Origin of the sequence: Methylobacterium sp. 13MFTsu3.1M2 (genome assembly GCF_900112625.1) — a bacterium.
Lineage (GTDB): Bacteria > Pseudomonadota > Alphaproteobacteria > Rhizobiales > Beijerinckiaceae > Methylobacterium.
Genome location: NZ_FOMM01000006.1, coordinates 195805 through 214762, shown reverse-complemented (window position 1 = coordinate 214762; position 18958 = coordinate 195805). Strand labels below are relative to the sequence as shown.

Below are 18958 nucleotides of genomic sequence, written 5' to 3'. Positions count from 1 at the left end.
GCCCCGCCTACCGGGCAAGCGCCAGGAGGCGGTCGCAGTCGACATGGGCCGCGATGTGTCGCGCGAGGCCGTCCAGCGCCGCCTCGACCCCGGCCTCGTAGCCGGCGCCCGCCGAGACGGTGCCCAGGCGCGCGAGCCACGCCGCCCGCTGGGCGTCGTCGGCGAAGAGGCCGTGCACGTAGGTCCCGGCCACGCGCCCGTCCGCCGAGACCGCCCCGTCCGGGCGCCCGTCGGCGAGGCGCAGCAGCGGCCGGGCCGCGTCGGGGCCCGCGGTCGCGCCGATATGCATCTCGTAGCCGGAGAACGGCACGCCGTCGGGCAGGCTCGTGCCGGTGACGGCGGCCAGGCGCTTCTCGGGCGACATCACGGTGTCGACGGCGAGGAGCCCGAGGCCCTCCACGGTGCGCGGCGCCCCCTCGATCCCGTGCGGGTCGGCGAGGCTCTTTCCGAGCATCTGGTAGCCGCCGCACAGGCCGAGCACCCGGCCGCCCCGGCGGACATGGGCGCGCAGGTCGACGTCCCAGCCCTCCCGGCGGAAAGCCTCCAGGTCGTCGATCGTGGTCTTGGAGCCCGGCAGCAGCACGAGGGCGGCCTCGGCGGGGATCGGCGTTCCGGGCCGGACCAGCACCACCGACACGTTCGGCTCCGCCCGCAGCGGGTCGAGATCGTCGAAATTGGCGATGCGCGGCAGCACCGGCACCGCCACCGTGACGGAGCCGGCCCCGCGCGGGTCCGAGCCGGCGAGGCCCAGCACGTCCTCGGCCGGCAGGCGCGCGGCGTCGGGGAAGTGCGGCACGAGGCCGAGCGCCGGCCAGCCGGTCCGCTCGGCGATCAGCCGCATCCCGTCGGCGAACAGGCTCGGATCGCCGCGGAACCGGTTGACGAGGAAGCCGGCGACCATCGCGGCGTCCGCCGGGTCGATCACGGCCTTCGTGCCGACGAGGCTCGCGATCACCCCGCCCCGGTCGATGTCGCCGACCAGCACCACCGGCGTGTCGGTGGCCCGGGCGAAGCCCATATTGGCGATGTCGCCCGCGCGCAGGTTTATTTCCGACGCCGAGCCCGCGCCTTCGACCAGAACCAAGTCGGCCTCGTCCGCGAGCTGGGAGAAGCTGTCGAGGACGGTGGACATCAGCCGGGGCTTCCAGGCCTGGTAGTCGCGCGCCTTCACGGTGGCGACCATCCGGCCCTGCACGACCACCTGGGAGCCGACCTCGCTCTGCGGCTTCAGCAGGACCGGGTTCATGTGCACGGAGGGTGCCACCCGGGCGGCTCGGGCCTGGAGCGCCTGCGCCCGGCCGATCTCGCCGCCGTCGGCGGTGACGGCGGCGTTGTTCGACATGTTCTGCGGCTTGAACGGCCGGACCTTCAGGCCCCGCTCCGTGAAGGCGCGCGCCAGCCCCGCCACGATCAGGGACTTGCCGACATCGGAGCCGGTGCCCTGGATCATCAGGGCCTTCCTGGGCGCCGTCGCGCGCGGCGGGCTCAGAACTCGATCCCTTCCTGCGCCTTCACGCCGGCGGCGAAGTGGTGCTTGACGCTGCCCATCTCGGTGACGAGGTCGGCGGCCTCGATCAGGGCCGGCTTGGCGTTGCGGCCGGTGACGACGACGTGCAGGTCCGGCCGGCGCGCGCGCAGGGCGGCCAGCACCGCGTCGAGGTCGAGATAATCGTAGCGCAGCGCGATGTTGAGCTCGTCGAGGACGAGCAGGCGGATCGTGGGGTCGGCCATCAGCCCCTCGGCGACTGCCCAGGCGTGGCGGCAGGCGGCGATGTCGCGCGCCTTGTCCTGGGTCTCCCAGGTGAAGCCCTCCCCGAGGGTGTGCCACACGACCCTCTCGCCGAAGGCCGCCACGGCGTGGCGCTCGCCGGTGTCCCAGCCGCCCTTGATGAACTGCACCATGCCGACCCGCCAGCCGCGGCCGAGCGCCCGCAGCATCAGTCCCAGAGCCGCCGTGCTCTTGCCCTTGCCGGGGCCGGTATGGACGAGGAGCAGGCCCTTCTCGAGGGTTTTGCCCGCGACCTCGGCGTCCTGGACGGCCTTGCGCTTCTCCATCTTCTCGCGGTGGCGCGCGGCGTCGTCGCTCATGCGGAGGCTCCTGTCTCAGAGGTTCGCGGCTTCACGACCAGCGGCAGGCCGGCCACGGTCAGGACGACCTGGTCGGCCCGCGCGGCGAGCTGCTGGTGGAGGCGGCCGGCGGCGTCGCGGAATCGCCGGGCGAGGGCGTTGTCGGGGACGATCCCGAGCCCGACCTCGTTGCCGACCAGCACGAGCGGGCCCGGGACGTCGGCGCAGGCGGCGAGGAGCCGCGCCGTCGCCTCCGCCACGTCGGCCTCCGCCAGGATCAGGTTGGTGAGCCAGAGCGTGAGGCAGTCGACCAAGACCGGTCCCTCGGCCTCGGCGACCGCCTCCGGCAGGGCGAGCGGCACGTCGCGGGTGCGCCAGGCGCCGCCGCGCCGCGCGCGGTGCTGGGCGATGCGGTCGACCATCTCGTCATCGAAGGCCTGGGCGGTGGCGAGATAGAGCCACGGGCCGGGGCAGGCTTCGATCAGCCCCTCCGCGTAGGCGCTCTTGCCGGACCGCGCCCCGCCGAGGACGAGGGTCATGCGAGGAGTGGGCTGGGGCATGGCTCTCCATCGCCCCAACCCGGCGCGCGGTCAAACGCAGGACCGACAGAGTCAGGGTCTGTGACCTCAGGACCTGCAAACTCGGGACCTGTGGCACCTGTGCCGCGCCTGGACGGTTGCCGGGCGTCTCCGGTCCGACTATAGAACCCCGGCCCAGCCAGAGCGCCCTTCGTCTAGCGGTCCAGGACGTCGCCCTTTCACGGCGAAAACACGGGTTCGATTCCCGTAGGGCGCGCCAGCAAAATCAAGCACTTAGCTGAAATTGCTAGCGCGGCTCACACTGGCGTCTCACACAGCCGATCTCGACAGCATGTGTGAGTGCAGCCTGAGCGCGTCGACGAGTAAGACGCTGCTAGCGTGGCCGGCCAGACAGTGGCGGAACCTCGCAGTTTCACACGACCACGATGCCGCTGTCGTTTCTGGGCGATCCCAGAGCCACGACGGAACGAAGTGAGCGGGAAATCGCATCAACGGGGCGTGACTGCATGCCGTACGACGTTGAGAGGCTTCGGGCAGGCGTCACGTTCAGCATCGCGAGAACCAGGGGAGCGCAATGATACGGTTTGCAACCGCGCCTCTGATCCCGAGCGCCAAGAAGGAAGAAGTCGAGTCGCCGATGGCAAATGACGACACGCTCGCGAAGGCCTTGGCTAACGTAAGGCACCAGCGCGAGAGCCTTGAGGCTGAGTACGAGCGCGTGAGCGGCGAGCTGACGAAACTCCGCCTCGCTGAGCGGTCACTCGCATCTATCGTGGAAGGCATACCGCTGGACGAGCCCGCCGACGATCTGTCGACTCGCCGTCGCGCGCCGGCGAGTGAGGACCGGCCTCGAGGGGGCCGTGGTCCCCGGGGACCGCGCGCCAACTCTGCCAAGGGGCGGTTGAAGGCGCTCCTTGAGGAAGCTGGCTCTGAGGGTCTGACACACGCTGAGATCAGCGAGCGCCTGACAGACGTGGCGGCCAGCACCCTGAACACGTACCTCAGCGTGATGGCTAACAGCGGTGAATTGGAGCGGCAGGGCGACACTTACCGCGCCGGCACTCCTGCGGCCGTAGCGGCGAATGACGCCTCGGACGATGAGGACGAGGGCGATGCCGATCAGGAGCATGGTGGCAAAGCGGAGGCGGCTGAGTAGGATCGTCCACTCCTCTGCTTCCCTTAAGAAGGCGCAGATTGTGCCCGCAGGCCGTAGGTGGCTATGCGGGCGCTTGGGCCTGTAGCTCAATGGTTAGAGCCGACCGCTCATAACGGTCTGGTTGCAGGTTCGAGTCCTGCCGCGCCTACCACTTTGCAGGTCGCCCTTGAGGCGGCCGGAACATCTTCATCAAAGAGAACGGCGAGGCGCCGGGCGTCAGACTCCGCAAGTCCGACGCAGGCGAGCACCGGAGCCCGGCATGACGAAGCTGCCCCTTGGCATGTTGCCTCGAGGGCTGAGCTGATAGCAGGCCGCGGAGTACTGCGGCTGCGGTTCGGTGTCGGCCTTCGACGACTAGGTACGGAAAGAAATCGTGCCTCGAGCCATGAGGGGCACAAATCGCTGGGATCGCAAGGCGCTCGACCGCGCGCTCGACCGCCATTCCGGACTGGCTTCGGAGCCCGATCGATCGTTCGAGGAATCAGCGGCCGAGCACGTGAGCTGACGAATGTTCAGCGATTGCGCGGCTGGATCCATCGCTGTTCCTGTCGGGGGCTGCGCTGATACGATAGCGTCGCTACGGGCTGCTCTCGAAGCGGTCAACGTCATCTCCATCCAGAAGAACGGCGATGGGCCGGACGTGCGGCTGTCCAAGGATCCGACGGCCTGATCAGGAACGTCGGCAACGCACCGATCAGCGGAGCAGACCACCCCACGCACCATAACAGCGCTCTGTGTCTTGGCCGCTGCTTCACCGCGCAGTCAGGTCGTGACATTTTGCAGAAAGCTATCAGCCTGGCACCTCGAAAAGTTCGTGTTTTGTTCTAAATTGCCGGTTCGAACAGATCACCGTCGGATACAGCCACCTGGACCGTCACTATGACAAGCCTCAATGACGTTCGCGGTCCACGCAGCCGTTCCGTCCAACGTACACGGCCTGACATCGCCTTGGACGCCAGCGGAGACGAGGGCGTCTTGCGCTCTCGTTGCACCCTGTCCAGCAACGAAGGATCCATCCGGGCTGCGCTTAAGAATAAGTGCCGACGTCGGCACCACGGCAGGGACGATGTACTTGTTATTGATGAGCTTGGCTTGGCTCACGCACGCAGCAGAATTGATCTAGCCGTATTTAATGGAAGCTTGCACGGTTATGAAATAAAAAGCGCGAATGACACGCTATATCGGCTCCCGATGCAGCTCGATATTTACTCTTCAGCTCTCCAGAAGCTTACTCTTGTGGTCGCTACCCGTCATGTATCCGCAACTTTTGCGCTAATACCTGATTGGTGCGGACTAATAGAAATTGTCGATGGTCCGCGTGGAGGTATAAAGTTTGAGACACGACGACGATCATCTCTCAATCCGAACTTAGACCCTTTCGTGTTTGCGCATCTCTTGTGGAGAAGCGAGGCTCAAGAGATTTTGAAGCTTCGCGGAGTAGCTTCTTCCGCGCTTAATGCCCCCAGAAAAGTTTTATACAGAAAATTAGTGGATGAAATTCCTGTTCGCGAGCTGGCCTCTGCGATCAAATTTTCTATGGCGTCGCGTACAAGGTGGCGAGATCATTAGTCGCCATTGTAATATGGTGATTTATGCAGACGTCCTTCCATCGTGATAGATTGCTGGGGCTTTCCACCATAGCCGCACAGTCTGCGATGTATTTGTCACCATAGGAAAACGCCGCGCCTTGAAATGCAAATGGGGGTTCAGCCATTACCCGTTTGCAGTGATTGTGCATTTGAGCAGGATCATCACGAAACGCGCCTCCCTTACGGGTAGCCCATGACTCAGGTGTGGTATAGATGATCTTACCTGCCGCCTTAATTTTACGCATATCCATTGCTTTGAAGTCAGGATGTACTATCGTGTGGTCTCCGTAGACAGGACGGCGCATGTCTGGGGGCAACATCCCGATAAAAGTTTTAAAGAATAGCCAGTCATGGCGAGGGATCTCATCAGATCCCTTCGCGATATTCGCGAACGAGTCGGGTATTGCCGTTGCAAGCAGTGCGATTGTCCGCACCTCGTATAAATTACCCAGTCGTTTAAGCGCCGCCACAAGTGCCTTTGCGAAAGCCGCGTACGGCTCGAAGTTTGGCGCACGCAAATCAACTATAACGTCCAATTCGTCCAACGACATGTCCAAATTGGCCGCGAAAGTCTCAATTGATTTGCGCGGATTGCCAATCATCAAGTCTTCAATTCGCAGCAAAACGGCAGCGCCTTGACCGTCCTTTGCGACTGCACGGGAGGTTGCATCCATTGTCGCGACATCGGCTGCCAAAGGCACTGCTGGGACTGCCAGATGATTTTTGGGACGAAGCCCGGCAAATATAAAATCGAAAATATGGGAGCCATCGTTCATTCTGCCAGCAGCGATCTCCGGATCTAATGCGATCCAGGCTGGCCGCAGTCCCCATTTAGACTTATATCGTGAGACGAATGGATAAACGTGCTCATGGATCGATTTTTTTGGTTTCCATAGTTCGAAGTCGAATTCCACCGGCGGGATCGTTATAAGAGGAACCACCCTGTCTTTTATCGATGGCGCCAAGCGAAGAAGCGCTTGATACTCCCCCTGACGCCAGCGAAGAGAGGGTACATAACTGTCATCAAACAAGTTCATTGCTATCGTCCTCGAACTGACTAGATACTCGCCCTTGCCCCACAAGATTTGATAATATTGTAAAATCATTCAATTCTTTGCGGATTCGACCAGCAATTATGCTGGGATCGATTCCGATATTTCTGGCATCAATCTGTACGGCTTCCTCGGAAAGAGCGAAGCGCGAAAGACACTCGTCCCATTTTTCTTCTGGTATCAAGCAGTCTAGCGAAAATTTATCTGCTTCACGTTCAACTACATCTTCGCCGGAAGTTTCTTGTTCGTCGAAAAAATCATACCGAAGTCCTTTCGGTAGATGTAGGAACACATGGCCGAGCTCATGGAACAAAACGAACCAAAAATTATCGAGCCTATCGAACCTCAAAGTGACCGCTACAATCGGCCTATCTTTCTCATCCAGCATAGCCGCGCCATCCAGGTACGTGCCGGACAGATGTTTCTCAATAATAAGGATGATTCCTTTTGAAAGAAGTAAGTCCTGAGCTTGCTTAGGGCCGTCTGCGCGCCGTGTCAGTGCTACGAGATCTGGTAGCCATCGGTCGTCTAGCTCGAACTCCGGTGGATTTGACGTCTCCACTATCTTTCGAGCGCGCTCTAGGATGCGCGCTTGCCAAGCAAGAAGGGCATATTCATTCGGCGAAGAACTACCATGCATCTTCTTTCGATGATATGCGGTAGCATATTGTGGTCCCGCAGCGCGCATGAAGTAGTCACGTGCGAGTTCGTGCACGTCGGCTTTTCGTGGCAGATCAAACCATCCTCTGCGTGCCATTTCACGTGCTGGAAGTTGCTTCCAGACAACGTCGTCTACTTTATCCCAAGAGAAAATGGCACCCTTTGACGTCTCTCCAGACTCGAATAGGCCTGTCGTATGCACATTTAGGGCTTTTGAAACCTCAACCAATCTATGGAGGCTTGCACCCATATACTCAGAGGCTTCATAGCGCTGGATCTGCTGGGGCTTCATTCCGAGTTTTTCAGCTAGATCCGTTTGACTTAGCCCAGAGGCGATGCGCGCTTGCACTAAAACGGAAGGCAGGCTTTCAAGGGAGTGCGACTTGGCAAATGTTATTTCGCCCGCCTTCAACAGTTCGTAGTGCGTAAGCTCAGCTTCAACGCTGGATATCTGGCTTTTGATTGCGGCAGCTTCAATGTCTTTCATCCAAGCCTGATCTGTCTCGCGGGCCTGCGTTGCTGCCAAGGCGTCGCGGAGTTTGCCTAGCTGGTCGGCAGAGATGCTATACTGCTTGTCGCTGTAGATCATGGTGTCACCGTCATTCAAAGCATCGAGTCTGCTGTCAGGTCAATCGCTAGGAGGCCCTTGGGTGCTCCTGTGAATCGATCAACTTGGAAAAACTCGATAAAAATGGTGCCGGCCCGGTCTGCCGGAACGGAGGAGGGAAAGAATTCCCCTTTGAATTTCGCCTTCTGCGCGGCGCGGTCATTGTCGAAGGTGAGCAGAACCGGATCAAGTCGAGCAAGATCTACTCCGGTTGGGTCCCAACACGCATCGAAGTCGCCGGGGGCGGGCTTGGCCGAGGCGAAGCTGCCGTCAAGAAACGCTCGCGTGCACCCGGCGGCGCGCAGATTCCGCAAGGCGTCAATGAGGCCGCCGAACTGCAGACGTCGCCCCACGTTGATTGCGAACCTAGCTTCGATCTCACGCAGGCTTGCTGCGTGGAGGCCGGGAGGCAGGACAGGCCATGGCGAGCCAGCCAAGGTGACTAGGTCAGGAATCATGTTACAACGATAGTGTTGTAACGTCCAGGTGTCAATGGCGCGTTCCCTCCTTGTTCGCAGGACGGGCTGGCGCTGCTTCTTGAGTTAGCGGGATGGCCAGGATGCGCTATCGATCGAAGATGCGCACAGCCGTCGCCGCCCTCCTGCTACTCACCGGCCCTGCCCTGGCCGCCGAGCCAATCGTAGGCCGAGCCTCCGTCACCGACGGCGACACCGTGGTGATCCGTGGGACCCGCATCCGGCTGCACGGCATCGACGCGCCCGAGAGCGCGCAGCTGTGCCAGGACGTTGCCGGGAAGTCCTACCGCTGCGGGCAGGTGGCGGCGCTCGCTCTGGCGGACCGGATCGGAGAGGCGAGCATCTCGTGCGAGCCGCGCGACACTGACCAGTACGGGCGTACCGTCGCCGTATGTCGGAAGGGCGACGAGGACCTGAACGCCTGGATGGTGAGCCAGGGCTATGCCACGGCCTACCAGCGCTACTCCCGCGACTACGTCGAGGCCGAGACCACCGCGAGGGCGCTGAAGCGCGGGCTCTGGGCTGGCACCTTCGATCCGCCATCAGACTGGAGGCGCGCCAAGCGCGCCAGCGGCGTTGAGACCCGGCCGGAGAGGGAGAAGCCTCTGGCGCCCACACAGGCCGCCTGCGCGATCAAGGGCAACATCTCGCGCAAGGGCGACAAGATCTACCACCTGCCCGGCACTCGGGACTACGATCGGACCGTAATCGACACGGGCTCCGGCGAGCGCATGTTCTGCAGCGAGGACGAGGCGAAGGCGGCTGGTTGGCGAGCTGCGCGAGGCTGAGCGGATGGGCGGCGAGGACCTCGAGCGCCCTATGCTGCGCGGTTGCGATCGACCGAAGCTCGACTATCCTGACGCGACGTGCGCGGTGGTTGCCTTCTGTAGGTGCACTCTGCACGACGCGAGACGATCATGGTTGCCGTGCTCATCAGATTGCTCATGGCGGCGCTCATGATCAGCGCGAGCACTGCAGCTGACGCACAACGTGGGCGAACTCGTCGAGCGGCTCCTCACGCGAGGATCGAAGCCCCCCAATTCGGCTCTCCTCTTCCGTCGACAACGGTACTGCGGCCACCAAGTGACGGTATCATCCACTGGAACACGCCGAATAAGGACGGCAATCTCGGCGGACCAGGGACGGGCGGCGGAGGAGGCGGTGGAGGCTGATCAATCCACTTTGGTTCTGCCCGCTCGACCCCGCCCCGATCTGCTCACGGGGCGGAGGAGCGTCCGATCTTACCAGTGTGTGAGCCGAGCGTCCTAATGATCCTCGATGTCGATGTTGGCCCGCGCCTGCATCACGAGCTTGCCATGTTCGTCGTAGGCTCGGGCGCTGCACTCGGTCGCCCCGTCGATCGCGCATTCGTCGTGGAGGATCGCCGTCAGCGTCCTCCCAAGCATGGCGCGCAATGCCCCGCGGCTTGATAGCTCGACGCCCTCGTCGTCCTCGACCACGTGGCCGTTGGCTGTGCTGATGAAGTAGCGCGACACTAACGCCTCCGGAATCAGGATCCCCCTGTGGCTCAAACCCGAGGCGCCGCAGACGGTTCGCTGATTGTTGCCGGGACGCAACTTGGCTAGGCGATCAGAGAGGCACCGATCGCCGATTCAATCGAAAGGATCCTGTTCGCCGGGAGGAAATGGGAGCTCTCCAAGCCAGAGGCCAGCGAACGAGACGGTCGCTGTGTAGACAGTTGCGTTGGCGGCATTGCGAACGACAACCGTAAAGGCTTGGGTTTCCCCCTTATCGGGAATGATCTCTTTGGCCATAAGCGACAAAGCTCGCACAGCCTCATTCCGTATCATTTCACGATCACTGCATTCGAAGCCTATAGGATCGCGCAGGAACGACTGCCCATCGTGAAAATCAAAGAAGAGGCGCGACATGCCAGTCCCCACTGGTGGGCGGGAGCGCACGTCACTCTCGGCCGCCAGCGCCCGAGGCAATCTGCCAGCGATGGTCTACCGTCGCACAATGGCGCCTTGTCCACACTCACCTGGGTCAGCGCGAGCCGGCGAAAAGCCCCGCGCGGCGGTGTCGTCGGGGGCGGAACGACAAAAGGCGCCCCGGTCGAAGCCGGGGAGTGTTATGGACGGTTTGCAAGTCTGAGTTCGTCTGCGCCGCTTTGGCTCGGTCTCATCCCTATCTGCTTACCGGGCTGGGGGGCGATCGATCGGGGCGGAACGCGCTCACCGCTCCTCGTCGAGGATCTTGTTCACCGCCGCGAGCGCGGCGAGCCGCCCGGATGATGTCTTCAGCCGGTGCCAAAGCCGAAGCAATTCGACGGTGTCCTCGGGCCTCGCGGTCGGCGTTTCCTGATAGAAATAATCCACCGGGACACCGAGCACCTCTGCGAGCTCGCACAAGCGCAGTCTGGCCGTCTCCGTTTCGTCGACCATGATGCTACCTCGTTGTGGCTACCACCATGGACGCGGGACTTACCTGGGGTTGAGTGGGCCCTTGCACAACCCTGGCTGCAACGTAGATTGGTTCGCCTGTAGGTAGCGAGACGTCACTTCATGATCTTCGTCACGGATGCGGCTGGGCAGTGCGTCTACGCGAGTGGCGAATGGGTGGCCTTCACCGGTCAACAAGTCCGCGACGCGATGGGACGAGGCTGGCTCGAGCGCGTCCATCCGGATGATCGCCCGGTCGTTGTGGAGACTTTCAAGATGGCGATCGCGAGTGCCGCGGAATTCAGCATTCGGTATCGCTTGCTTGGGCCAGCCAACACACCTCGATGGGTTGGTGCGGGAGGTGTGCCCTCGTTCGGGATGAGCGATCACCGCTTCATCGGCTATCTCGGATCCATCACTGAGATCGCTGAAGGGGCGGATGATACGATCGGGGCCTATGGCAACGTTGAACGGTTCGTGCCGCCTACGCCGCACCTCAATACGTCGCCTAGTTCCAAGTTAGATTTGGTTGCCGATCACCTCATCCTTGCCCATTCGCTGATCGAGCAGGATGGCGGCAAGAGCGCGCTCCCGTTTCTTCGGATGGCGCTCTTCGAGGTGGGCCGGGAGCTCGCGGCGCGCGTGCCACATCCGGATCGCCCCCTAAACTAATCCTGGATGACAACCCGCCTCGGCAACCCCGACCGCCTGTGTCGGGGCAGCCGAGCCAGATCGAGCGCCACGAACAAAAAAGCCCCGCGCGGCGGCGCCGGCGGGGCTGAGTGGATCCTGGGAGGAATGCCGGGGCGTCGCAAGGCGCGGGCCACCGGCACGAAAAAACCGCCGCGGCCGGAGCCGGGCGGTTCGAGGTCATCGCATCAGGGATGCTGGATAGACCCGCAGGCGGGCCGGCGGTTCCCCACCGCTCCCGCGCCAGGCAGCTTCACTCCGCGGCGATAGCAGCCTTCTTGCGGCTGCGAACAGGCTTCTCGGCCGGCGCAGCCACCGGCTCGGACGCCTTCTTCCGGCCCCGGGCCTTGGACGCTTCTGCAATCGTCTCGTCGGCGGCAGCGGTCTTCGGAGCCGCATTACGGGGCCGCGTCCCTAGCCCTGCGTTGCGAGCGAACTCGGCGCGCATCGCCGAGTAGTTAGCTGCGGTAGCCGGGTAGTCGCGCGGCAGGCCGAAGCGCTCGCGGTACTCCTCGAAGGTCAGGCCGGCGCCGGTTATGTGACGCTTGAGCGTCTTGTACGGCTTGCCGTCGAGGAAGCTGATCAGCGCGTCCGGCGTGATGGATTTCCTGATCTGCGAAGGCGTCGCCTTCTCCACCTTGGGCTCGACGGAAACCGAGGCACCCTTGAGCCCAGCGAGAGCTCGATGGACCTCGGCCAGGAGGTCCGGAAGGTCGGCCGAGCGCACCGAGTTGTTCGACACGTAAGCTGCGACGATCTCGGTGGTGAGCTCAATAAAGTCGGTCTGTTCCGACGCAGAAATTGAGGCGCTCTCGTCCATTTGCAACTCCTCGATGGGTGCGCAAGGAACGCGGCCAACAAGAGCGTTCGTCAAGAGATATTTGCGGGTTCCTCAGAGAATGTGTCGGATATCGAACCCTTTTATAGAAGGATTCCACCTTGTATCGCTGGCGACAGTCTCTCAACTCCAGTCGCACAGGTCCCCTCCTCTGACTCGCTGATGCCGAGGTCCATCGACATGCCACCCAACCCGCAGACCTTGAGTGCCGTGGCCCGAAGGCCGCTCAGGCCCGGGCTCGTGACCTCAATCTGAGCGTGGAAACCCATGTTCGAGGGCCAGTCGGCTTGATGGCCGAACTCCTCGAAGTGCACGACGATGCTGCCGCCACGCTTGCGTCCCAACCCGCCCGCCAACGGATCGGAGATCTCCAGTCCGCTGCGGGGGATCGAAAGAAACAAGCCATTTTGTCAGGAAGCTGACATTCGGCTTTGCGCCCATCTTGGTCATCCGGCAGCCTTCGGCGGTATCTTGGAAGCGGACATCCTACAAAGCCAGATCGAAAGCTCAGCCGATGCGAGTACCGAGCGTTCGACGATGCTGGCGGCGCTTAGCGGTGGGTCGATGATGGTAGTACCGATGTTTCGATGCGGCCGAGAAAGTCGCGGGTGAGGCGGGCAATATCGTCCGCCGCCTCGTCTAACGCGAGATGCCCGGCCTCGACGATGTGCAGCTCCGCCTTCGGCGTGTCGCGCAGATAGGCCTCGGCGCCCGGCACGATAAAGAAGGGGTCGTAGCGGCCCCAGAGCACGAGCGTCGGCAGCGGATGGCCGCGCATCCAGGCCTGCCAAGCCGGGTAGGACGCGACGTTGGTGCGATAATCGTAGAGCAGCGCCGCCTGGATCTCCCGCTCGCCCGGCCGAACGAGGATGGCGTACTCGTCCGTCCAGGTGTCCGGGTTGTACCGCTCGCTGTTGGGGCTGGTGCCAAAGTGGCGCTGAGTGGCTCCCTCAAGCGATGTGAAGGCGTCGTCCTGCTCGGGATGGGCCGCCGGGTCTGCCCAGTATTGGGCGATGCCCTGCCACTTCGGGCCGAGACCTTCCACGTAGGCGTTGGCATTCTGGACGATCAGCGCGCTGACCCGTTCGGGGTGAGCCAGCGCCATGCGGAAGCCAACCGGGCCGCCGTAATCCTGCATGAACAGCGTGTATCGCTCGATGCCGAGATGGCTAATCAATGCCTCCGTGGTCTTCGCGAGATTGTCGAAGGTGTAGGTGTACTGCGCGGGAGACGGCGCGTCGCTCTGGCCGAAGCCCGGCTAGTCGGGAGCGATCAGGTGGTAACGGTCGGCGAGTAGCGGCAGCAGCGGGTCCCACTGCCGCGACGACGACGGGTACCCGTGCAGCAGCAGGACCGTAGGCGCGTCCCGCGGGCCGGCCTCGCGGTAGAAGATGCCCACGCCGTCGATCGCGGCCCGATGGTAGGTCGTCGTGGCCGAGACCAACGGAAGCGGCTGCAGCGTCCCATGCCCGACGGTCAGGGCGGTCGCGGCGGCCAGGATGGTCCGTGTCGGCATGGTCCAGCTCCTTCAACGGTGAGATCGGATGCTGCGGTCGGGGGAACGAGCGCGGGGGGACCCGGGCTCGCACGATGCGGCGCGGCTCCTGCCCCCCAGCGTCCGTCTTCGCGTGAGGGCCTGGATAACCTCTCGGTTCAGGACTGCAGGAAGCGCGCGATAGCCTCCGCAATAGTCGCGGCATGCGTCTCCAAGGCGAAGTGCCCGGTGTCGAGAAAACGCACCTGCGCATCCGGCAGGTCCCGCCGGAACGCCTCCGCTCCGGCGGGCAGAAAGAAGGGATCGTTTCTCCCCCAAATCGCCAGAAGTTTCGGCCGATGCTCCCGGAAATAGGCCTGAAAGGCCGGATAGAGCGCCACGTTGCTAGCATAGTCGCCGAAGAGGTCGAGCTGGATCTCGTCGACCCCCGGGCGCTGGATGTACCACGCGTCGAGAGCACTGCCGTCGGGCGAGACCAGCGACGTGTCCGGCACACCGTGCTCGTATTGCCAGCGGATCGAGGCCGGCGTGAGCAGCTCCCGCAGGGCCTGGCGGTTGGCGTCGCTCCGGTCCCGCCAGTAGCGCTGGATCGGGTTCCAGCCCTTGCTAAGCCCCTCCTCGTAGGCGTTGCCGTTCTGCGAGACGATGGCCGTCACCCGCTCCGGATGCGCCAGGGCCACCCGGAAGCCGGTAGGCGCGCCGTAATCGAAAACATAGAGCGCGTAGGTCTCCAGCGCGATCACCTCGGTGAAGCGGCCGATGACCTGCGCGAGCGCGTCGAAGCTGTAGGTGAAGGCGTCGCGCGGCTTGAACTCCGATAGGCCGAAGCCCGGCAGGTCGGGGGCGACGAGGTGGAAGCGGTCCGCCAAGAGCGGGATCAGGTCGCGGAACATGTGGCCGGACGAGGGGAAGCCGTGCAGCAGGAGAAGCGCCGGCTTCTCAGGGTCTCCGGCCTCCCGGTAGAAGATCGTGAACCCGTCGACGTCGGCGGTACGGTAGCGGATCTGGGTCATGGGACTCTCCGTGAGGTCGGGCGCTGACCGCTCAGGCTTGCGCCGCCATGTTCCGCGCCACGTCGGCGGCGCTGATGCCTTCCAGGGCGAGGCCGTAGCCGGTCCCCTCCTCGACGAGCCGGCGCAGGCGCTGCGTGAGCGCGATCCGCGTATAGCGGCCGGTGAGCGGCGGCAGAGCAGCGATGCCGTCCGCGATCGCATGGGCCCGCGCCAGCAACTGGTCCCGCGGCACGATCTCGTTGACTACGCCCCAGTCCTTGGCGGTCTGGGCATCCAAGACCTGCCGCGTCAGCAGGAAGTATCGCCCGCGGATCGAGCCGATCACCTCGGGCCACAGGATGTGCATGCCGTCGCCCGGGACGATGCCGAACTCGAAGTGCGGCTTGTCCTGGAACACCGTCTCAGGCGTCGCGAGCACGATGTCGGTCAGCAGCGCGTACTCGCTGTGCAGCAGGACCGGGCCGTTCAGCGCGGTGATCATCGGCACCTCGATGTCGAGGATGTTGCCCAGCACCTTGCGGCCCTCCCGCAGGATCTTGTCGTAGCCCTGCGGCGTGAAGAAATCGAAGCCCTCGGGGCTGATCGCGTCCATGAACGCGTCGCCAGTCCCGGTCAGGATCACCGCCCGGTTGTCGCGGTCCTCGCCGATGGCGTGGAACAGGTCGACGAATTGCTCGTGGGTGTGGCCGTTGAAGACGAGCTTGCCGCCTTCGGTGTGGAGCATGACCTCCAGCACGCCGTTCGGCTTGCGGGTCAGGCGTGCATTGGGGAAGGCGTCGCGGTAGGCGTCGAAACGGGCCATGGGTGCTGTCCTCGTAGTGGCCGGCCCCGTTCGGTCGGCGTGAGGACGAGGTAGACAGCTCCGTCCGGCGGCGGATGACGGCGCGGAGCGATAAGGCTTATGCCGCCGTGGAATGGGTCACCCGGGCTTCGGCCATGGCTGCCTCGACGAAGCCTGCGAAGAGCCGTGCCTTGGCGCTCGCCATGCGGCCGGTGGGGAAGACCGCCCAGAGATCGATCGGAGGCAGCGTCCAGGCCTGCAGCAGCCGCCGCACCGCGCCGCTCGCCAACTCGGGAGCGAACATCCAGTCCGACGTGACGGTGAGTCCGATATCGGCCAGGACCGCAGCCCGCAGGCCCTCGGCCGCGCTGACCCGCACGCGGCCCTGCACCGCGACCGAGACCTCGGTCCCCGCCCGGGTGAAGGACCAGACATCGGGCAGCTGGCTGTAGATTACCGCCTGGTGCCCGGCGAGGTCCGCCGGGCTGAGCGGCTCGCCCGCGCGGGCGAGATAGCCGGGGGTGGCGAGGACCGAGCGCGCCCCGGTCGCGAGCTTGCGTGCGACGGCGGTCGAGTCCGGCAAGGCGCCCATGCGCAGCGACAGGTCGATCCCCTCGCTGACGAGGTCGATCACCCGGTCGTCGAGGATGATCTCGATGTCGAGGTCCGGGTGCTCGGCGAGAAAGCGCGGCAGTATCGGCACCACGTGGAGCCGCGCGAAGGTGGTCGCCGCCGAGACGCGCAGCCGGCCCGAGAGCCCGGCTCCCGCGCCGCGGGCCGCGCGCTCGGCCTCGTCCGCCTCGGCGATGGCGGCCCGTGCCCGCTCGTAGAAGCGCAGGCCTGCCTCGGTGGGGCTCAGGCCATGGGTCGAGCGGACGAGCAGGCTGACCTGAAGCCGGTTCTCCAGCTGCGCGATCGTCTTGGAGACGGCAGGCTGGCCGACGTTCAGGAGCCGCGCGGCGCCCGAGAAGGAGCCGGACTCGACGACCCGTACGAAGGTGGCCATCGCCTGATACCGGTCCACGCCATTCCTCCCTGGAATGAGCGTTATCGCCCCGGGCCGCCTGCCCTGTCTATCGGGGGAGGCGCATCACTCCAGCCGTCCTCACCGCGCCGCTGCGATGATGTCTCCGGAAGCCGCACCATGACCCTGCAATCCAAGCTCGACGCGTTCAAGGCCGACTTCGAGGCCGGCAAGCTCCCCTTCAACGTCCCGCCCTCGGTGATCCGGACGATGCACCGGGCCACCGCGGAGCTGATCGCCTCCGGCGCGGCCGCCGGCGCCCTCAGGGCCGGCGACCGGGCTCCGGCCTTCAGGCTCAACGATCCGGAGGGTCAGCCCGTCTCGTCGGCGACCCTGCTGCAGCGCGGGCCGCTCGTGATCAGCTTCTATCGCGGCGTGTGGTGCCCCTACTGCAACATGGAGCTGCAGGCGCTTCAAGAAGCGCTGCCGCAATTCGAGCACCTGGGCGCAAGCCTCGTCGCCCTCTCGCCGCAGACGGCGGTCAACAGCCGGAAATCGGTCCGCCAGAACGCGCTCGGCTTCCCGATCCTGTCCGACCCGCACAACGACGTCGCAGCCGCGTTCGGCCTGCGCTTCGCGCTGCCCGATTACCTCGTCAACCTCTACAAGAGCCTGAAGAACGACCTGCCGGCGTTCAACGGTGATCCGAGATGGACCCTGCCGATGCCCGGGCGCTTCGTCGTCGGGCAGGACGGCGTGATCCTCTACGCCGAGGTGAACCCGGACTACACGCGCCGGCCCGAGCCCGACGACATGCTGCCGGCGCTCCGCCGCGCCGCCTCCGTTCCCGCCTGACCAAGACACGGCGCCCGGGCCGCGTCGGCGGCTGCGCGGCCTGAAGGAGCTTCAGAATGTCCCGAACCGTTCTCGTAACCGGCGCCAGCAAGGGCATCGGGCTGGCGCTGGCCCACCGTCTCGCCGACGCGGGCCACCACGTCGTCGGCCTCGCGCGCCGCGGTCTCGACGGCTTCCCCGGCACGCTCGTGCCGGTCGACCTCGCCGACGGCGACGCCACCGACGCTGTCCTCACGGACTTGACCGGACGCTTCGCCTTCGACGGCGTGGTCAACAATGTCGGACTGGTCCGGCCGCAGCGGCTCGGGGCGGTCGAGATCCCCGCGCTGGACGAGGTCCTACGTGTCAACCTCCACCCGGCGGTCCAAACCGTGCAGGCGACCCTGCCGGGCATGCGCAAGCGCGGCTGGGGCCGGGTGGTCAACATCGCCAGCCTGACTGTCCTCGGCAGCGTCGAGCGCACGGCCTATGCGGCCGCGAAGGCGGCGCTCGTCAGCTTCACACGCTCCTGGGCGCTCGAGCTCGCCACGACCGGGATCACCGTCAACGCAGTCGCGCCGGGCCCGACCGAGACCGAGCTGTTCCGGGCCAACAACCCGCCGGGCAGCGAGGGCGAGACGCGTTACCTCGCCGGGGTGCCGATGGGCCGCTTCGGACAGCCGGAGGAGATCGCAGCAGCCATCGCGTTCCTGATGTCGGATGGGGCGGCGTTCATGACGGGGCAGACGCTCTACGTCGACGGCGGTGCCTCGATCGGCCGGGCGGCGCTGTAGCTCCCGGACGCGGCTCACCGGGTCGCGATGGCATCGAGCTCGTTGTCGCCGCCGACCAGTTGCAGGCACCATTCGGTGAAGGCGCGCACCTTGGCGGCGCGATGCTGGCGCGACGGGTAGATCGCGTACAGGGGGAAGGTCTCGTCGGGCCAATCCGGGAAGATCTCGATGAGCTTGCCGCTCGCTACGATATTCCGGCTGCCGAGCTGCATGACCTGCGCGATCCCCGCGCCCTCGCAACAGGCGCCGATCATCGTCTCGACGTCCGACACCATCAGGCGTGCCGGCTGCCGCACCGGCACGACCTCGTCGCCCCGGCGGAACTCCCAGGCGAAGGGACGGCCCGTCAACGGATCCTGATAGTCGATGCAGGCGTGCTCGCGAAGGTCGCGCGGGTGCGCGGGGCGGCCATGCGCTGCCAAGTACGCCGGCGCCGCGACCGTCAGGATCCGCGTCTCCAGCAGCTTGCGCGCGGTGAAGCCCGCCACCGGCGGATCCCCGAACCGGAGCGCCATATCGAACCCGTCGGCGACGAGATCGCCGATCTGGTCGCGCATGATCAGTTCGAGCCGCAACTCGCGATGGATCGCGAGGAAGCGCGCCAGTTCCCGCGACAGGACCAGGCGCGAGAAGAACGGATCGACATTCACGCGCAGACGGCCGCGCACCGTCTGAGCACTGCCCGCAGCCTCCAGGGCTGCGGCCTCGATCCCGTCGAGATGCGGGCCGACCCGCTCCCAAAAGCGTCGACCCTCGTCGGTGAGCCGCAAGGTCCGGGTCGTGCGATCGAGCAGGCGCACGCCGACGCGAGCCTCCAGACGCTGGATGGCACGTCCCACTCCCGACTGGGTGAGCCCGAGGGCCTCGGCGGCCCGGGTCATCGTCCCGGCCTCGACCACCGCCATCAGGATCGTCACGCCGGCCAGCAGCCGGCCATCGTACGGCATCGTTCCATGACTCCACGTCCGGAATGATCTGACAGAACGACGCTAATTTCTCGC

20 protein-coding genes, 2 tRNA genes and 1 pseudogene are annotated in these 18958 nt (G+C 64.7%); 8 read left to right on the top strand and 15 right to left on the bottom strand.

The window, feature by feature from the left end:
- Positions 1-7: 7 nt before the first annotated feature.
- The 3 genes from BM314_RS06880 to cobU are packed head-to-tail and all read right to left on the bottom strand — an operon-like array spanning position 8 to position 2627.
- A complete protein-coding gene (locus BM314_RS06880) occupies positions 8-1450 on the bottom strand; it encodes a cobyric acid synthase (RefSeq protein WP_091977585.1) in 1443 nt (480 codons plus the stop codon).
- A 35-nt stretch (positions 1451-1485) separates the two neighbouring features.
- Positions 1486-2088, bottom strand: coding sequence for a cob(I)yrinic acid a,c-diamide adenosyltransferase (gene cobO, locus BM314_RS06875; protein WP_091977583.1), 603 nt, complete (start codon positions 2086-2088; stop codon positions 1486-1488).
- Positions 2085-2627, bottom strand: coding sequence for a bifunctional adenosylcobinamide kinase/adenosylcobinamide-phosphate guanylyltransferase (gene cobU, locus BM314_RS06870; protein WP_170868058.1), 543 nt, complete (start codon positions 2625-2627; stop codon positions 2085-2087). Before cobU ends, cobO begins: the two co-directional genes overlap by 4 nt.
- Positions 2628-2789: 162 nt before the next feature.
- Here cobU and BM314_RS06865 point away from each other — a divergent pair.
- The 4 genes from BM314_RS06865 to BM314_RS06845 all read left to right on the top strand — a co-directional run bounded on the left by BM314_RS06865 (position 2790) and on the right by BM314_RS06845 (position 5331).
- Positions 2790-2865, top strand: a tRNA-Glu gene (locus BM314_RS06865).
- Positions 2866-3243: 378 nt separating this feature from the next.
- On the top strand, positions 3244-3762 hold the full coding sequence (locus BM314_RS06860; RefSeq protein WP_091977639.1) for a hypothetical protein: 519 nt from the start codon (positions 3244-3246) through the stop codon (positions 3760-3762).
- 75 nt (positions 3763-3837) lie between these two features.
- Positions 3838-3913, top strand: a tRNA-Ile gene (locus BM314_RS06855).
- Between the two features lie 728 nt (positions 3914-4641).
- On the top strand, positions 4642-5331 hold the full coding sequence (locus tag BM314_RS06845; RefSeq protein ID WP_139237811.1) for a sce7726 family protein: 690 nt from the start codon (positions 4642-4644) through the stop codon (positions 5329-5331).
- Here the strand turns inward: BM314_RS06845 and BM314_RS06840 are convergent.
- Genes BM314_RS06840 through BM314_RS30935 form a run of 3 tightly spaced genes read right to left on the bottom strand, consistent with a single transcriptional unit; the run spans position 5297 to position 8023 of the window.
- Positions 5297-6388 (bottom strand): beta family protein, encoded by a 1092-nt coding sequence (locus BM314_RS06840; protein WP_091977580.1) that lies wholly within the window; start codon positions 6386-6388, stop codon positions 5297-5299. The genes BM314_RS06845 and BM314_RS06840 overlap by 35 nt on opposite strands.
- Entirely contained in the window at positions 6375-7652 is a 1278-nt protein-coding gene (locus BM314_RS06835) for a helix-turn-helix domain-containing protein (RefSeq protein WP_091977578.1), read from the bottom strand. Before BM314_RS06835 ends, BM314_RS06840 begins: the two co-directional genes overlap by 14 nt.
- Positions 7653-7666: 14 nt before the next feature.
- On the bottom strand, positions 7667-8023 hold the full coding sequence (locus BM314_RS30935) for a DUF6932 family protein (RefSeq protein WP_244539872.1): 357 nt from the start codon (positions 8021-8023) through the stop codon (positions 7667-7669).
- A gap of 206 nt (positions 8024-8229) precedes the next feature.
- Here BM314_RS30935 and BM314_RS06825 point away from each other — a divergent pair, with 206 nt between their 5' ends.
- On the top strand, positions 8230-8934 hold the full coding sequence (locus tag BM314_RS06825) for a thermonuclease family protein (protein WP_244539871.1): 705 nt from the start codon (positions 8230-8232) through the stop codon (positions 8932-8934).
- Between the two features lie 477 nt (positions 8935-9411).
- Here BM314_RS06825 and BM314_RS06820 read toward each other — a convergent pair whose 3' ends face one another.
- From BM314_RS06820 to BM314_RS06810, 3 genes are all read right to left on the bottom strand, one after another.
- Positions 9412-9642, bottom strand: a complete 231-nt coding sequence (locus BM314_RS06820) for a DUF6894 family protein (RefSeq protein WP_091977634.1) — start codon at positions 9640-9642, stop codon at positions 9412-9414.
- A 117-nt stretch (positions 9643-9759) separates the two neighbouring features.
- Complete coding sequence (locus BM314_RS06815; RefSeq protein WP_091977633.1) at positions 9760-10038, bottom strand: DUF6894 family protein; 279 nt, start codon at positions 10036-10038, stop codon at positions 9760-9762.
- 303 nt (positions 10039-10341) lie between these two features.
- Positions 10342-10551, bottom strand: a complete 210-nt coding sequence (locus BM314_RS06810) for a hypothetical protein (RefSeq protein WP_091977574.1) — start codon at positions 10549-10551, stop codon at positions 10342-10344.
- Positions 10552-10671: 120 nt separating this feature from the next.
- Between BM314_RS06810 and BM314_RS06805 the strand changes: the two genes are divergently transcribed.
- Positions 10672-11220: a PAS domain-containing protein gene (locus BM314_RS06805; protein WP_091977572.1), complete on the top strand. Its 549-nt coding sequence runs from the start codon at positions 10672-10674 to the stop codon at positions 11218-11220.
- Between the two features lie 271 nt (positions 11221-11491).
- Here the strand turns inward: BM314_RS06805 and BM314_RS06800 are convergent, their stop codons facing one another.
- From BM314_RS06800 to BM314_RS06775, 5 genes and pseudogenes are all read right to left on the bottom strand, one after another.
- A complete protein-coding gene (locus BM314_RS06800; RefSeq protein WP_091977570.1) occupies positions 11492-12058 on the bottom strand; it encodes a Ros/MucR family transcriptional regulator in 567 nt (188 codons plus the stop codon).
- A 568-nt stretch (positions 12059-12626) separates the two neighbouring features.
- Positions 12627-13592 (bottom strand): annotated as a pseudogene (locus BM314_RS06790) (alpha/beta hydrolase).
- Positions 13593-13729: 137 nt separating this feature from the next.
- Positions 13730-14584 carry an alpha/beta fold hydrolase gene (locus tag BM314_RS06785; protein WP_091977567.1) on the bottom strand — a complete coding sequence of 285 codons (855 nt, stop codon included), beginning with the start codon at positions 14582-14584 and terminating at the stop codon, positions 13730-13732.
- A 31-nt stretch (positions 14585-14615) separates the two neighbouring features.
- Positions 14616-15386 (bottom strand): enoyl-CoA hydratase/isomerase family protein, encoded by a 771-nt coding sequence (locus BM314_RS06780; protein ID WP_091977565.1) that lies wholly within the window; start codon positions 15384-15386, stop codon positions 14616-14618.
- Between the two features lie 97 nt (positions 15387-15483).
- Positions 15484-16389, bottom strand: coding sequence for a LysR family transcriptional regulator (locus BM314_RS06775; RefSeq protein WP_091977563.1), 906 nt, complete (start codon positions 16387-16389; stop codon positions 15484-15486).
- A 120-nt stretch (positions 16390-16509) separates the two neighbouring features.
- Between BM314_RS06775 and BM314_RS06770 the strand changes: the two genes are divergently transcribed.
- Together BM314_RS06770 and BM314_RS06765 are read left to right on the top strand one after the other, a co-directional pair.
- Positions 16510-17184, top strand: a complete 675-nt coding sequence (locus tag BM314_RS06770; protein ID WP_091977562.1) for a peroxiredoxin-like family protein — start codon at positions 16510-16512, stop codon at positions 17182-17184.
- Between the two features lie 56 nt (positions 17185-17240).
- Positions 17241-17957: an SDR family oxidoreductase gene (locus BM314_RS06765; protein ID WP_091977560.1), complete on the top strand. Its 717-nt coding sequence runs from the start codon at positions 17241-17243 to the stop codon at positions 17955-17957.
- A gap of 14 nt (positions 17958-17971) precedes the next feature.
- On the opposite strand, the gene BM314_RS06760 is transcribed toward BM314_RS06765, so the two are convergent.
- Positions 17972-18904, bottom strand: coding sequence for a LysR family transcriptional regulator (locus tag BM314_RS06760; protein ID WP_091977559.1), 933 nt, complete (start codon positions 18902-18904; stop codon positions 17972-17974).
- Between the last annotated feature and the right edge of the window lie 54 nt (positions 18905-18958).

Excerpts from the sequence above, each read along its gene's own strand:
- BM314_RS06805 (WP_091977572.1), top strand. The coding sequence starts at position 10,672 with ATGATCTTCGTCACGGATGCGGCTGGGCAGTGCGTCTACGCGAGTGGC.
- BM314_RS06880 (WP_091977585.1), bottom strand. The coding sequence starts at position 1,450 with ATGATCCAGGGCACCGGCTCCGATGTCGGCAAGTCCCTGATCGTGGCG.
- BM314_RS06825 (WP_244539871.1), top strand. The coding sequence starts at position 8,230 with ATGCGCTATCGATCGAAGATGCGCACAGCCGTCGCCGCCCTCCTGCTA.
- BM314_RS06815 (WP_091977633.1), bottom strand. The coding sequence starts at position 10,038 with ATGTCGCGCCTCTTCTTTGATTTTCACGATGGGCAGTCGTTCCTGCGC.
- BM314_RS06780 (WP_091977565.1), bottom strand. The coding sequence starts at position 15,386 with ATGGCCCGTTTCGACGCCTACCGCGACGCCTTCCCCAATGCACGCCTG.
- BM314_RS06860 (WP_091977639.1), top strand. The coding sequence starts at position 3,244 with ATGGCAAATGACGACACGCTCGCGAAGGCCTTGGCTAACGTAAGGCAC.
- BM314_RS06770 (WP_091977562.1), top strand. The coding sequence starts at position 16,510 with ATGACCCTGCAATCCAAGCTCGACGCGTTCAAGGCCGACTTCGAGGCC.
- BM314_RS06765 (WP_091977560.1), top strand. The coding sequence starts at position 17,241 with ATGTCCCGAACCGTTCTCGTAACCGGCGCCAGCAAGGGCATCGGGCTG.
- BM314_RS06760 (WP_091977559.1), bottom strand. The coding sequence starts at position 18,904 with ATGCCGTACGATGGCCGGCTGCTGGCCGGCGTGACGATCCTGATGGCG.
- BM314_RS06785 (WP_091977567.1), bottom strand. The coding sequence starts at position 14,584 with ATGACCCAGATCCGCTACCGTACCGCCGACGTCGACGGGTTCACGATC.
- BM314_RS06800 (WP_091977570.1), bottom strand. The coding sequence starts at position 12,058 with ATGGACGAGAGCGCCTCAATTTCTGCGTCGGAACAGACCGACTTTATT.
- BM314_RS06845 (WP_139237811.1), top strand. The coding sequence starts at position 4,642 with ATGACAAGCCTCAATGACGTTCGCGGTCCACGCAGCCGTTCCGTCCAA.
- BM314_RS06840 (WP_091977580.1), bottom strand. The coding sequence starts at position 6,388 with ATGAACTTGTTTGATGACAGTTATGTACCCTCTCTTCGCTGGCGTCAG.
- cobO (WP_091977583.1), bottom strand. The coding sequence starts at position 2,088 with ATGAGCGACGACGCCGCGCGCCACCGCGAGAAGATGGAGAAGCGCAAG.
- BM314_RS06810 (WP_091977574.1), bottom strand. The coding sequence starts at position 10,551 with ATGGTCGACGAAACGGAGACGGCCAGACTGCGCTTGTGCGAGCTCGCA.
- cobU (WP_170868058.1), bottom strand. The coding sequence starts at position 2,627 with ATGCCCCAGCCCACTCCTCGCATGACCCTCGTCCTCGGCGGGGCGCGG.
- BM314_RS06835 (WP_091977578.1), bottom strand. The coding sequence starts at position 7,652 with ATGATCTACAGCGACAAGCAGTATAGCATCTCTGCCGACCAGCTAGGC.